Origin of the sequence: Flavobacterium sp. CS20 (assembly GCF_018080005.1) — a bacterium.
GTDB lineage: Bacteria > Bacteroidota > Bacteroidia > Flavobacteriales > Flavobacteriaceae > Psychroflexus.
The window spans coordinates 1,757,996-1,772,349 of the sequence record NZ_CP073015.1; the positions used below are offsets into that span (position 1 = coordinate 1,757,996).

Consider the following 14,354-nt stretch of genomic DNA (forward strand, 5'->3'; position numbering starts at 1 on the left):
AGTAGATGTGATTAACAAAAAATAGGTTTACCAAATTACATCCCCAAAAATAAAGGGTCTCAATATTTATAAAACCTAAAGCCTAATGTTCATTAGTTCTAAAATCCGCATAAGCATCCATGCCATGTTCATAAATGTCTAATCCTTCAAGTTCTTCATCTCTACTTACACGAACACCAATAATTTTTTTAAGAATAGCTAAAACGATTGTTGCAGAGATTACACAGAAACCCCCAATAATTAAAACCCCAAAGAGTTGTGTTAAAAATTGTTCAGTTCCTGCTTTAGCTCCAAATATACCTACAGCCAAAGTTCCCCAAATTCCACAAATCAGGTGCACAGAAACAGCACCAACTGGATCATCTAATTTTAATTTATCAATCAAAGAAACCCCTAATACTATGATAAGACCAGCTATAAAACCAATAAGGACAGCTTCATTGGGCGACATTAAATCAGCACCAGCGGTTATTCCTACTAAACCACCTAATATACCATTAAGAAACATAGTTAAGTCAAGATTTTTATAGAATATACCTGACAGAACAATTGCTCCAAAGCCACCAGAGGCAGCTGCCAAACATGTTGTTGTTAATACTAGAGAGGTTAATTCAGGATCCGCAGACAATACTGAACCTCCATTAAAACCAAACCATCCTAACCAAAGAATAAGCACACCAGCTGTTGCAATAGGAATATTATGCCCTGGGATTGCTTTAGATTTTCCATTTTTATCAAACTTTCCAATTCTGCTTCCCAATATAGTTATAGCAACAAGTGCGACCCAACCTCCTACAGAATGGACTAAAGTAGAACCTGCAAAGTCATAAAACCCCCAAGAATCTAAGAAACCGCCACCCCACTTCCAGGAGCCAACTATTGGATACACTAATCCTACATATATGACAGTAAAAATCATAAAAGAACTGATTTTAATTCGTTCTGCTACTGCTCCTGATACTATGGTAGCTGAAGTCGCTGCAAACATGCCTTGAAATAAAAAATCTGTCCACCAAGTATAACCACCATTTGCATAACTTACTGTCATCCCATTTTCTGGAGGCTCGATACCAAAACCACCAAATTTGAATATCCCTAAATCTCCATCTAAAAAATTGGGATACATCAAATTAAATCCAAATGCATAATACAGCAGTAAACCACACGTAATGATAAATATATTTTTAAATAAAATATTAATGGTGTTTTTTTGTCTTGTTAAACCTATTTCTAAAAGTGCAAAGCCAGTATGCATAAAAAACACTAATACTGTTGCAACCATCATCCATACATTGTTTGCCGTAAATAAACCTGAATCCATTTTAAAAGTTTTAGAAATTAATTTTTTTAGCTAATGCCTGATTTACCGTTTTCTTTTGTCCTGATTCTGTAGGCATCTATTACTTCAGAAACAAATACTTTTCCATCACCAACCTTACCTGTGTATGCTGTTTCTAAAATCGCATTGATTGTTCGTTCAGCAAAATCATCTGAAACAACTATTGATAAATACCGCCTTTGGATATCTGCGGTACTATAAGAAATGCCACGATATACATGACCTTGTTTTTCATTGCCAAGACCCGTTACATCCCAGTAACTAAAAAAGTTAACCTCAACTTGATGTAATGCTTCTTTCACTTCGTCAAATTTTGATTTTCTAATAATAGCTTCAATTTTTTTCATACCATGTGTTTATTATAGGTTACAAACATAAAAAATATTTTTTTATATTATAACCTTATTTTTATATGGGGTGTTTTTTTAATTTTAATCAAATATAAAACATGACCCCTATTTTAATAAATATAATATCGATTGTAATAATAGCTGAACATTAACCAGTATGCACTATATGTTTTAACTTTGCAGTTGAAAAAATTGTAGGAATTGAAATTACTCACAAAATACTTTAAAGATCTTGAAGACAATCAAATCATAAAGTTTAAGGCTTTATCTGATTTATACAAAGACTGGAACCAAAAAATCAATGTCGTTTCAAGAAAAGATATTGACGAAATCTATTTGAGACATGTTTTACACAGTCTTTCTATAGCTAAATTTATTGAGTTTAAACCCAATTCAAAAATTATTGATGTTGGCACTGGTGGTGGTTTTCCAGGCATTCCGCTAGCTATTTTATTTCCTGAAACGCAATTTACCTTAGTCGATAGTATTGGCAAAAAAATAAAAGTTGTCAATGAAGTTGTTGAAGGTTTAGAACTTCAAAATGTCAAAACCATCAATGACCGTGTAGAAAATACCACAGGTCAATATGACTTTATCATCAGCCGTGCTGTGGACGCTATGCCAACTTTTGTGAATTGGACTAAAGGAAAAATTGCAAAACATTCTCAACACAAGATCAAAAACGGTATCATATATTTAAAAGGTGGTGATTTGTCTGAAGAATTAAAGCCTTATAAAAATGCACAGGTCATTCCGATTTCAAACTATTTTGAAGAAGACTTTTTTGAGACTAAAAAAATTGTGTATCTACCGCAGAAGTATAAAGGTTAGTCTTATGTCGCTTAAAATCTCATGCAAAGACACCAAAGAAATTCTATATAACATCTTAAAATCTCACTAAAAGTTTAACTTTGCTTAAAAATTTAGTATGGATTTAAATTTATCAAAACCATTATGCTTTTTTGATTTAGAAACCACTGGCACCAATATTGCCAAAGATCGTATTGTTGAAATTTCAATATTAAAGGTTTTTCCTAATCAAAACAAAGAAAGTATTACCCTGAGAATAAATCCAGAACGACCTATTCCAAAGGAAGTTAGTGAAATACACGGCATCTATGATAAAGATGTTGAAAACGAACCTACCTTTAAAGAATTAGCACCAAAAGTCTATAATTTTATCAAAGATTCTGATTTGGCTGGATATAACTCTAATCGTTTTGATATTCCACTACTTGCTGAAGAAATGCTACGGGCTGAAGTTGATTTTGATATGAAAAATGCGGTTAAAATTGATGTGCAAACCATTTTTCATAAAAAAGAAAAACGCACCTTAGAGGCGGCATATAAATTTTATTGTGATAAAGATTTAGCCGATGCTCACAGTGCAGAAGCTGACACCAATGCCACTTATGAAGTCTTAAAATCTCAGCTTGACCACTACGAAGATTTAGAAAACAACACCAAATGGCTTTCCGAATTTAGTGCACACAAAAGGTTTGCAGACTTTGCTGGAATGGTGCATTACGACAAAAATGGTCAAGAAATCTTTGGCTTTGGAAAACACAAAGGCAAAAAAGTAGAAGATGTATTAGACCAAGAGCCAGGCTATTACAACTGGATACAAAATGCTGATTTTCCGCTATATACCAAAAAAGTTTTGACGGCTATCAAACTGCGTAAACTCGCCACTAAATCTTAAACCGATGAACGTATTTGTGTTGTGCACAGGTCGGAGTGGCTCTAAAGGTTTTATAAAAGCTTGCCAACATATTTCAAATTATACCGTTGCGCACGAGTCTTTGAGTGATAAATGTGGTAAAGCACGTTTTGAATTTCCGAAAAACCATATTGAAGCAGACAATAGGCTGAGTTGGCAGTTGGGGCAATTGGACAAATTTTATGGTAAAAAAGCGTTTTACGTTCATCTAAAAAGAGAAAAAAAAGCTACAGCACAAAGTTTTATGCGTCGATTTTTGTTGCCTAAAAGTATGATTTATGCCTACGCTAATGGCATAAAACGGTTGCCACCAGAGCAATTAAATTCTAAAGAACGCTTTGATGTTTGTTTAGATTATGTTGAAACGGTCAACTCTAATATTGAGCATTTCCTAAAAGACAAGCCACATCAAATGGAAATTGAGTTAAGCGATATTAAAACTGATTTTGAAAGCTTTTGGAAAGCTGTTGATGCTGAAGGTGATTTGGATTTAGCTTTGGCTGAATTTGACATCAAATATAACAAGAGTTCATCAAAAGTAATTTACTGGCGGTATAGTTTTAAGCAATTGTGGTTGAAGTTTTTGATGATTTTTAAGTCTTAAATGTTCTTAACCGCAAGGGACGCTAAGTTTTACGCAAGGGACGCTAAGCTATTAATTCTTTAAAAAACCCCACAGGTCTTCGAAACCTGTGGGGTTTAGGAAACTTTTGAGAATTTAGAATTATAAAGAAACCCAACTCCCAGCCTATTCCGTTACTTCGTCTTCGCTCAATATAAGCTTTTGAAGAAGAACACTTTAAATTTTATAAATCAAAAATAGTTAGATTTAGATTGATTTTAGCAAAGACCTTTCGATTAAGCCCGCGTTAGGGATTGCAGTGGAAAGCCCGCATACTGACCGACAGCGTCAGTAGAGGACTTGAAACGGAAAGCCCGACCCCTGACGAAAGCTAGCTTTGTCAGGGTAACGCCCAAATTATATTTTTACTGATGTCTTGTTTGGTTTATCTTTGAAATGAATTTTTAAACTGGTTATTTTTTAGCCTGATAATTAATCTTGAATTATAAAAAATTGAATTCTAAAGCTTATTTAAAAACGCTCGCTAACACCAAAATGCCTTTTGGAAAATACAAAGGCTATTTTTTGATTGATATTCCTGAATATTATTTGGTGTGGTATAAAAACAAGGGATTTCCTAAAAATAAATTGGGCTTGCAAATGCAAGAAATTTTAGAACTGAAAGCCAATGGTTTAGAGGATTTGATAAGACCCTTAAAAAAATCTTAAAATATATAGACGTGTAGGCGAGTTATATTGGGATTAATCTCTATTTTTGCATTCCATAAAGACATCAATAAGATATCATTATGGACAACACAAAATATATTTTTGTTCTTGGCGGTGTTTCATCTTCTCTCGGAAAAGGCATTATTGCTGCATCGCTTGCTAAACTTCTGCAATCAAGAGGTTTTAGAACCACCATTCAAAAACTTGATCCTTACATCAACGTTGACCCTGGAACGCTGAATCCCTATGAACACGGCGAATGTTATGTAACGGAAGACGGTGCGGAAACGGATTTGGATTTGGGCTATTATGAACGCTTTTTGAATGTCAACACTTCTCAGGCTAATAATGTGACTACAGGTAGAATTTACCAAAGCGTTATTAACAAAGAAAGACGTGGAGAGTTTTTGGGCAAAACGGTTCAAGTGGTACCACATATTACCAATGAAATTAAAGAACGCATCCAAATTTTGGGTAACACGGGCGATTATGATATTGTGATTACAGAAATTGGCGGAACGGTTGGCGATATTGAATCTTTGCCTTACATAGAAGCCGTTAGACAATTGAAATGGGAATTGGGCGATTACAATTCGCTCGTGATTCACTTAACGCTTATCCCCTATTTGTCTCTTGCTGGTGAGCTTAAAACCAAACCAACGCAACACTCGGTAAAAACCTTGATGGAAAGCGGCGTTTCTGCTGATATTTTGGTGTGTAGAACGGAGCACGAAATTTCGCAAGACATCAAAAAGAAATTAGCCTTGTTTTGTAATGTTAAAGAAAATGCCGTCATACAATCTATCGATGCCGAAACAATTTACGATGTTCCGCTATTAATGCAGGAACAAGGTTTAGATACTATTACTTTAGAAAAACTCAAATTACCTAATGATACCAAACCCGATCTCAGTCAATGGAAAGCTTTTTTAAGAAAATACAAAAATGCTGAACAGGTTGTCAATATTGGATTGGTTGGCAAATACATAGAATTACAAGATTCTTATAAATCTATATTAGAAGCTTTTATTCACGCTGGTGCGATGAATGATGTGGTGGTTAATGTCGTCAATATTCATTCAGAGTTTATTGAAGAAGATTCTAAAGGTATTTCGCTTGATGGTATTTTGGTGGCGCCTGGTTTTGGCGAACGCGGAATTGAAGGTAAAATTGCTTCAGTGAAACACGCCCGTGAAAACAACATTCCGTTTTTTGGAATTTGCCTTGGTTTGCAAATGGCGGTAATTGAATACGCTAGAAATATTCTAAAACTCGACAATGCCAATTCAACAGAAATGGATGAAAATACGCCATATCCTGTGATTGATTTGATGCAAGACCAAATTGATGTTGTCAACAAAGGTGGTACAATGCGTCTTGGTGCTTGGGATTGTGAATTAAAGCCAGATAGTTTAAGCTATAAAATCTACAACAAAACACTTATTTCGGAACGTCACAGACATCGCTATGAGCTGAACAACAAATATTTAGAACAACTTGAGCAAAAAGGACTTGTGGCTACGGGCAAAAACCCAAAGACCAATCTGGTTGAAATTATGGAATTGCCTGAGCATCCTTGGTTTATAGGTGTGCAGTTTCACCCTGAATACAAAAGCACAGTGGCTAATCCGCATCCGCTGTTTGTGTCGTTTATTGAAGCGACAAAGAAGCACGCTTTAACTTCAAAGTAGTTTTAAAACTTTGAAATCCTTTTAGAATTAGAAATCTTAACTTAATACATTTTTTTTGTTTAAATTATTTCTCTTTATAAAAGAATTTATACACGTCATTATGATTCTGCAAAATTTTCAGAATTAAGAGCAAAATTAAAGTCTTATTTAGACAGTGTTGAGATGATAACAAAACGCTCATTATAAAAAGAGCCACAGAAAAAGGTGCGGTTATGATTTCATTACGATTAATCAAACTGATTTACATTTTTTCTATTCTATGCATTTTTTTATATACTGATATGATGTTTTTAAGTATATTTGTTATGAAACAAAATGTTGAAAGATGAAGAGTTTAACAATAGAGTTACCAGATAATGTTGATGAAAAAGCCATAAAAATGCAACTTGCAAGACAACTTTATGATAAAGGTATAATTATATCTGGACAAGTCGCAAATTTAGTTGGCATATCAAAAAAAGAGATTATTGAAACTGTAGGTCACTATGGTGTCTCCATATTTGGCGAGAGTGTTGATGATTTAGAAAAAATAATTAATGCATAATATTATTATTTCTGACACCAGTTGCCTAATTGCCTTATCAAAAATTAATAAGCTTGATTTATTAAATAATTTATATGATGATGTTCTTGTGACTATTGATGTTTACCAAGAATTTGGTGCTCCATTACCTAAATGGATAGTGATTACTGAGGTTAAAAATAAACAAAAGTAATTACAAATTGAGAATCAGCTCGATAAGGGTGAAGCCAGTTCAATTGCTTTAGCTCTTGAATATAAAAGGGCGACCTTAATAATTGACGAGAAAAAAGGTAGAAAAATAGCTCAATCTTTAAATATCAATATTATAGGCACAATTGGTCTTATTTTATTAGGCTTTACCAAGCTTTGAGATGGTCTGGATTTTTAAAGACCTCCATCACTTCATCTATAGGTTAATTTATAATGATTTCAGTGGTATATTTCACAATCAGAATTTATGAATTTAAAGGCTTTTGTGGCTATGAAATATGAAGCACCAAATATCTAATTATTATTCATAACTCTTAAATAGACTTTAAATTATGTAATCAAAAATTAGCAAAATTTAAAGCTTAAAAATGCAGAAGCTTTTTAGACTTCAACAGTTTTGAAAAATTTAAGTATTTAGAAATCTGAATTTACTAAATTTGTCGGTTGAAAATTTCAAACTATGAAACTTAAAATGGCTTTCAGTTTAAAATCGATGTTTCTAATCACAATATTGATTTGGGGAAGTTTTACAGGATCTAATGCTCAAAACAATCTAAGCGATAGCCTTGTATTTAGCATCAATGGCACCAAGGTTTATAAAACTGAATTTTTAAATCAATATCAAAAAAATTCACAGAACAATTTTGAAAATGACAGATTGAGTCTTGAAGAATATGCAGAAATGTATTTGCGTTTCAAATTAAAAGTTGTTCTGCCAAAGAAAAAGGTTTAGACACTTTGCCTAAATTTTTGAACGAGTTTGAACGTTATCGCAAACAACTTGCTGATAAATATATTTCTAATGGTAAAGTGACAGAGCAATTAGTTCAAGAAACCTATCATAGGATGACAAATGAAGTTAATGCCAGCCATATTCTAATTGCTATAAAACCAAATGCAACTCCCGAAGACACGCTAAAGGCTTACAACACTGCCATCGATATACTGAAAAAAATAGAAAATGGTCAATCTTTTGAAGACTTAGCTCTCAAATATTCTAACGACCCATCAGCGAGAGTCAATAAGGGCAACTTAGGTTGGTTCAAAGCTTTCAAAATGGTATATCCGTTTGAAAATGCAGTTTACAATTTAAAAATAAATGAAGTTTCATATCCCGTAAGAACACAGTTTGGATATCATCTTATCAAGAAAAATGACGAACGCCCATCAAGAGGAAAACTTGAAGTGGCACATATAATGAAGAATTTGCAATCACAAGATAGTTCTTACAATGCCAAAGCAGAAATTCAAAAACTCTATCAAAAACTTCAAAATGGAGAAAAGTTTGAAGATTTAGCCAAACAATTTTCAGATCATAAACCCACCGCTTCTAATGGCGGAAAACTATTGCCATTTAGCGTTGGTCAACTCAATTCGGCTAAATTTGAAGACGTAGCATTTTCTTTGAATCAAAACAATCCTATGTCTAAACCTTTTAAAACTCAGTTTGGCTGGCATATAGTTAAGTATATCGACGAAATTCCTGTTAAACCATTAGAAGAAATAAAAACAGATATTGTCAAAAAAATTAAAACTTCAGATCGTTCTAAAAAATTGATTGAAAACATCAAAAAAGACTTGATGAATCAATATGAGGTTAGCATTAATTATGAATTACTTTCAACCATAGAAGACAGAATAGATGAGAGCATTTTAAAATTCAAGTGGAAATATAAGGAAAAAGAAACCGACAAAAATGAATGGATTTTAAAAATTGATACTACGGAATATCGTTTAAATAAATTTTTAGAATATATTGAAAAACATCAACGAAGCTTAACTGAAAACACTATTAATCAGAAAATTAATACGGCAATAGATAAATTTTCATACGCTAAGTTAATCGAGTTTCACAATCAAAATTTAGAGGAAGTTTCTCCAGAGTTTCTTGCAGAAATTAAAACTTATTACGAAGGACTTTTGTTGTTTGAAGTTATGGAGCAAAACATTTGGAATCCTACAAAAGAAGACACTTTAGCCCAGAAAGAATATTTCAAAAAACATAGAAGTAATTTTGTAAGCCCCATAAAAATTAATGCCGTATTAGCTTCAAGTTCAAGTAAAAAAGAAGCCAAACAGATAAAGCGTAATATGAACAATGATCCTATAAATGTTTTAAGACAGCAATTTCCCAATGCTATTTTCAAAACCTTGAATGAAACTGAAATTAATGACTCAAGTTTGCCTAAAAATATTGATTTAAAAGTTAACAAACCAAAACTATATCAACACAACAATCAATATGTGGTGTTGTATATTTCAAAAATTCACTCCTCAAAACCTCTAAAATTTAAAGAAGTAAGAGGTCAAATTATCAGTGATCTTCAAAAAGAAAGAGAAGATGAATGGATTGCTGAATTAAGAGAAAAACACGATATTAAAATTAACCAGAAGTTAATTAAATCTATACAACTCTAAACCTTTGAAAATTAAAATTCTATTTACATCATTTGGTTTCATTCTACTAAGTAGTTGCGAACTGTTTAAAAAACAACAGCAAGAAGATGTCATTGCTCAAGTCAATTCTCATATTTTATATCAATCAGATCTTAAAAAAGTATTACCAAAAAATATTTCAACCGAAGATAGTATAGCATTTGTAAAAAATTATATCGACCAATGGGCTATGGATAAAATTCTATTAGACAAAGCCAAATTCAACTTGCCAGTCAAAGAACAAGAACGCTTTCAAGCAATGGTTGAGCAATACAAATCTGAACTTTACAAGAAAGCCTATATGGATGCATTGATACAAAAGCAAACAGATAGCGTTATAGACAGTGTTGCAATTCAAAAGTATTATGAATCCAACAAAGACGTCTTTAGAATCAATGAACATTTATTAAAATTGAGATATATTTTTATCAAAAACAATTTAAAAAACTACTCTAAAATAAAGGAAAGCTTTAAGCGTTTCAATCAAGATGATAAAAATTATCTCAACCAAGAGCAACTCAAATTTGATAAAGTCAAGTTAAATGACTCTGTTTGGATAAAATCAATTGATATTTTCAGAAACTTAGATGATTTAAGCACTCAACAACATCAAAATCTTTTGCACAAAAACAGATATATAGAAATTGTAGATAGCGAAAATACTTATTTTATCTATGTTAAAGATGTATTAAAACCCAATTCTATAGCACCAAAAAGCTATATAAAACCTACTATTGAACAAATTTTAAAGAACAAACAAAAGTTGGAATTGAAAAAAAATCTAAAACAACAGATTTTAAATGATGCTATTAAAAATAATGACTATGAAATATTTAAATAATTTAACCTTACTATTTGCACTTATTGTCTTTAATTGGTCTTGGTCTCAAATTACTGTTGATGAGAAAGACAATCTCATCAAAGACGACCAAAAAGAAGCAAAATTAACCTTGGATAATCTTGATGATAATCAGCGTGTAAAAGTAGATGGCATAGCGACTGTTGTAGGTGATTATTTAATCTTAGAAAGTGATATAATCAAAGCTCAAGAAGACCAAAAAGCACAAGGTTTCTCAGGCAAAGAAACCAGCAAGTGTTTTATTTTAAAGCAAATTATGGAAAACAAACTCTTTGCACATCACGCCATTCAAGACAGTATTGAAATTCAAGAAGAAATGGTCAATAGCCGTACTGAGCGACAACTCAAATATATGATCAATCAGGCAGGAAATCTTCAAAAAATATTAGACTTCTATGGAAAAGACACCGAAGAAGAGTTAAGAAAAGAATTATTTGACATCAATTTTGAAAACGTATTAGCCCAAGAAATGCAAGGGACTGTTGTAGAAAATGTTGAAGTTACACCAGCCGAAGTCAGAAAGTTTTTTGATGATATTCCTGAAGATGAAAAACCCTTTTTTGGCACTCAAGTTGAAGTATCGCAAATTGTTACTAAACCTGAAGTTACAGAAAAGCAAACCCAAAAAACTATAGATTTTTTAAATAAAATAAGACAAGAAGTGTTAGATGGTGCAAGATTTTCGTCTCGTGCCGTTTTATATTCAGATGACCGTGGCTCTAGAAGTAAAGGTGGAAAAATACCAAGCGTGAGTAGAGATTCTCCTTTGGTTAAAGAATTTAAAGACAAAGCCTTCAGCCTTGAAGAAGGCGAAATCAGTAAACCATTTAAAACAGATTTTGGTTGGCATATACTTATGGTAGAAAAAATTCGTGGCCAATTCATTGATGTCAGACACATACTTAAATTTCCAGAAATCACTGATGAAGATATTGAAAAAGCACGAAAAGAAATTGAAACTATTCGCAAAAGAATAGTTGATGGTGAAATCAGTTTTGAAGAAGTCGCCAAAGAATTTTCTGACGAAGAAGAAACCAAAGAAAGCGGTGGTAAGCTTATCAATGACTTAACCCTCAACACACGTTTTGAGCTCAGTAAAATGGATCCAGACTTATACAACAAAATTATAAACTTAGATGAAGGTGAGGTCTCGCCTATTTATACCGAAACCAACCAACAACAACAACCATTCTTTAAAATTCTTACAATCACAAAACGCATAGAAGAACACGAAGCAGATTTTAATAAAGATTATGCGCGCATTAGCGATTTAGCACTCAAACAAAAAAAGATTAAAGAAATTCAAAAATGGCAAAAAAGTAAAATGAAAGACACTTATATCAAAATAAGTGATGACTATAAAACTTGCGATTTTGCAAAAGATTGGTTAAAATAAAATATATGTCAGACGTTAAAGGAATTGAGCGATTTGTTGAAAAACACACGCAATTAAAAAAAGAAATATCTAAGGTAATTGTAGGTCAAGAAAACGTTGTCAATCAAATACTGATAGCTATTTTTTCAGGTGGTCATGCCTTGCTAATTGGCGTTCCTGGTCTTGCCAAAACCTTAATGATAAACACCATATCACAAGCCTTGGGTTTAAGTTTTAAACGCGTTCAATTTACTCCAGATTTAATGCCAAGTGATATTTTAGGCTCCGAAATTTTAGATGCTCAAAAGAATTTCAAATTTATAAAAGGACCTGTTTTTACCAATATTTTGTTGGCAGACGAAATCAATCATAGCCCACCAAAAACCCAATCTGCATTACTCGAAGCTATGCAAGAAAAGGCAGTTACCATTTCGGGACATCATTATAAACTCAGCGAGCCTTATTTTGTGTTAGCTACCCAAAACCCTATTGAGCAAGAAGGCACTTATCCTTTGCCTGAAGCACAATTAGACCGATTTATGTTTGCTATTAATTTAGAATACCCTAGTTTTGAAGAAGAAGTTGAAGTTGTTAAAAGCACAACACAAACTATTTCACATGATATTCAAGCTTTGTTTGAAGCCCAAGAAATTTTAGATATTCAACAGTTAATAAGGCGAATACCTGTAGCAGACAACGTTATAGAGTACGCTGTAGATTTAGTATCTAAAACTCGTCCCGACAACAGTAGGACAAATGATTTTGTAAAAGAATTTGTAGATTGGGGTGCTGGACTAAGAGCTTCACAAAATTTAATACTCATGCCAAAACACACGCGGCTACTCAAGGAAAATTTTCTCCTGATATTGAAAATGTAAAAGCCGTAGCTTACAGCGTCCTAAAACATAGGGTAATTAAAAACTATAAAGCAGAAGCTGAAGGTTATTCTATTGAATATATAATTAAGCAACTTTTATAAGATTTGGATTAATAATGTCGTCGTTAATAAAAAGATAAAGGTAAAAATACCGACGCACCAGCCTATGGCAGACAAGTATTTTAAGGAGTATTTATGCAAGATTTAAAATAACGTGAGTTCGATATAAATTCCAATAAAATATATTCATATAAAATACAGATATTTAATCATTTGTCATGTCAACAGAGCGAAGCATGAGCGACGAGACATCTCAATAGGATGAGATTTCTCCTCATTCTTCGTTCGAAATGACAAAATTTGCTAACAAAAAGATGTAATCATCTGATTTACAGATTTCAATAAATAGAACTCATGTTAAAATAACTTTCGGTATGAATGAATATATCAAAAAAATAAATTCAACTCAGCCGTTTTTAAGCATTCAAATCCAAAAGCCCATCAGGCAGTTCAAAAAAGATCTCCTTTTGACCTTCGTCAATTTCTACGATCCAATCTTCATTAACAGGAATAAGAATTTGTCTTTGATTAGATTCTATTTCAAAAAAAGCTTGAGGTGTTGACGTGTTCAGGTTTATGATTTTACCAATGCGTTCATCATTCTCATCATAAACAGTAAAACCAATTAAATGTTTTAATGAAAATTCATCATCAAGTTCAATTTCAGATTTTAAGATATAAACATCGTGTTTAACCAATTGGTCAGCGTCTTGTTCTGTTGAAATATCTTCAAACTTGAGTCGAATGCTGTTTTTTTTATGGGGTTTGGTAAACTCTATAAAATAAGGAATCCGTTTCTGCTGAAATTCAACAAAAACGGATTTGATATGTTCAGGAAAATTGTCTAATTCAGGATTAATCTGTAAAACAACTTCACCTTTAAAGCTAAATTTTCGAGAAATTGTCCCCAGATAAAAATGTTCATTTTTATCCATCAGACTTTAGCTTAAGCTTCTTTTTTTTCGTCTTCTTTATCAGACGACTTTGGATCTTCTTTAGTTTCCTCCTTAGCTTCTTCTGTTTTAGCTTCTTCTTTAGTTTCAGTTTCTGCTACTGCTTCATCAGCTTTTGGTTCTTCAGCAACTTCTTCTTCAGGTGCAACTTCAGCAACCCTTTTGTCGCTAACTTCTTTTTCTTTAGCTAAGGCTTCTGCTCTGGCATCTGCTTTAGCTTTTTCAATTTTAGAAGTTTTGTCCATGATTTTACCTTCTTTGTCTTTCATCCAAGCTTCAAATTTCTTTTCAGCTTCTTCTTCAGTTAAGGCACCTTTAGCAACTCCGCCTAATAAATGCTTTTTGTACAAAACGCCTTTATAAGAAAGGATACGCCTTGCCGTGTCAGTTGGCTGAGCACCGTTAAGCAAATGCTTCAATGAATTATCAAAATCCAATTCAATGGTTGCTGGATTGGTTGTTGGATTGTAAATTCCGAGTTTTTCAATAAATTTACCATCTCTTTTTGCACGAGAATCTGCGACTACTATCCAAAAATATGGTTTTGCTTTTCTACCGTGTCTTTGTAATCTGATTTTTAAAGGCATAATGTTTAAATTTTGGGTTCTCGACCCGATTATTAAATTTAGTTTGCAAAAATAATTTATTTTTTGATTAAAAAAAATCTTTC

At 32.6% G+C, this 14,354-nt stretch carries 15 protein-coding genes and 1 pseudogene; 12 read left to right on the forward strand and 4 right to left on the reverse strand.

Annotation, left to right across the window (positions count from 1 at the left end; all coding sequences use genetic code 11):
• Nucleotides 1–82 precede the first annotated feature (82 nt).
• Nucleotides 83–1,321, reverse strand: coding sequence for an ammonium transporter (locus IGB25_RS08310; RefSeq protein WP_211064609.1), 1,239 nt, complete (start codon nt 1,319–1,321; stop codon nt 83–85).
• Nucleotides 1,322–1,347: 26 nt separating this feature from the next.
• Nucleotides 1,348–1,686: a P-II family nitrogen regulator gene (locus tag IGB25_RS08315; RefSeq protein ID WP_211064610.1), complete on the reverse strand. Its 339-nt coding sequence runs from the start codon at nt 1,684–1,686 to the stop codon at nt 1,348–1,350.
• 204 nt (nt 1,687–1,890) lie between these two features.
• Here IGB25_RS08315 and rsmG point away from each other — a divergent pair, with 204 nt between their 5' ends.
• The 12 genes and pseudogenes from rsmG (at nt 1,891) to IGB25_RS08375 (ending at nt 12,773) form a co-directional block, all read left to right on the forward strand.
• On the forward strand, nt 1,891–2,520 hold the full coding sequence (gene rsmG, locus IGB25_RS08320) for a 16S rRNA (guanine(527)-N(7))-methyltransferase RsmG (RefSeq protein ID WP_211064611.1): 630 nt from the start codon (nt 1,891–1,893) through the stop codon (nt 2,518–2,520).
• Nucleotides 2,521–2,617: 97 nt separating this feature from the next.
• Nucleotides 2,618–3,391 (forward strand): 3'-5' exonuclease, encoded by a 774-nt coding sequence (locus tag IGB25_RS08325; protein ID WP_211064612.1) that lies wholly within the window; start codon nt 2,618–2,620, stop codon nt 3,389–3,391.
• A gap of 4 nt (nt 3,392–3,395) precedes the next feature.
• Nucleotides 3,396–4,013 (forward strand): hypothetical protein, encoded by a 618-nt coding sequence (locus IGB25_RS08330; protein ID WP_211064613.1) that lies wholly within the window; start codon nt 3,396–3,398, stop codon nt 4,011–4,013.
• Between the two features lie 471 nt (nt 4,014–4,484).
• Complete coding sequence (locus IGB25_RS08335) at nt 4,485–4,700, forward strand: DUF3820 family protein (RefSeq protein ID WP_256437211.1); 216 nt, start codon at nt 4,485–4,487, stop codon at nt 4,698–4,700.
• Nucleotides 4,701–4,780: 80 nt separating this feature from the next.
• Nucleotides 4,781–6,391 (forward strand): CTP synthase, encoded by a 1,611-nt coding sequence (locus IGB25_RS08340; protein WP_211064614.1) that lies wholly within the window; start codon nt 4,781–4,783, stop codon nt 6,389–6,391.
• Nucleotides 6,392–6,716: 325 nt separating this feature from the next.
• Nucleotides 6,717–6,935, forward strand: coding sequence for a UPF0175 family protein (locus IGB25_RS08345; RefSeq protein ID WP_211064615.1), 219 nt, complete (start codon nt 6,717–6,719; stop codon nt 6,933–6,935).
• Nucleotides 6,928–7,107: a hypothetical protein gene (locus IGB25_RS08350; protein ID WP_211064616.1), complete on the forward strand. Its 180-nt coding sequence runs from the start codon at nt 6,928–6,930 to the stop codon at nt 7,105–7,107. Before IGB25_RS08345 ends, IGB25_RS08350 begins: the two co-directional genes overlap by 8 nt.
• Nucleotides 7,108–7,584: 477 nt before the next feature.
• Complete coding sequence (locus IGB25_RS08355) at nt 7,585–7,857, forward strand: hypothetical protein (protein ID WP_211064617.1); 273 nt, start codon at nt 7,585–7,587, stop codon at nt 7,855–7,857.
• 17 nt (nt 7,858–7,874) lie between these two features.
• Nucleotides 7,875–9,542, forward strand: a complete 1,668-nt coding sequence (locus IGB25_RS08360; protein ID WP_211064618.1) for a peptidylprolyl isomerase — start codon at nt 7,875–7,877, stop codon at nt 9,540–9,542.
• Between the two features lie 4 nt (nt 9,543–9,546).
• Complete coding sequence (locus IGB25_RS08365) at nt 9,547–10,401, forward strand: peptidyl-prolyl cis-trans isomerase (RefSeq protein ID WP_211064619.1); 855 nt, start codon at nt 9,547–9,549, stop codon at nt 10,399–10,401.
• Nucleotides 10,385–11,815, forward strand: a complete 1,431-nt coding sequence (locus IGB25_RS08370) for a peptidylprolyl isomerase (protein ID WP_247653454.1) — start codon at nt 10,385–10,387, stop codon at nt 11,813–11,815. The genes IGB25_RS08365 and IGB25_RS08370 overlap by 17 nt, the downstream gene beginning before the upstream one ends.
• A gap of 5 nt (nt 11,816–11,820) precedes the next feature.
• Nucleotides 11,821–12,773: pseudogene (locus tag IGB25_RS08375) on the forward strand (AAA family ATPase).
• Nucleotides 12,774–13,147: 374 nt separating this feature from the next.
• Here the strand turns inward: IGB25_RS08375 and rimM are convergent.
• Together rimM and IGB25_RS08385 are read right to left on the reverse strand one after the other, a co-directional pair.
• A complete protein-coding gene (gene rimM / locus IGB25_RS08380) occupies nt 13,148–13,666 on the reverse strand; it encodes a ribosome maturation factor RimM (protein WP_211064621.1) in 519 nt (172 codons plus the stop codon).
• 11 nt (nt 13,667–13,677) lie between these two features.
• Nucleotides 13,678–14,271 (reverse strand): 30S ribosomal protein S16, encoded by a 594-nt coding sequence (locus IGB25_RS08385; RefSeq protein ID WP_211064622.1) that lies wholly within the window; start codon nt 14,269–14,271, stop codon nt 13,678–13,680.
• Nucleotides 14,272–14,354 lie beyond the last annotated feature (83 nt).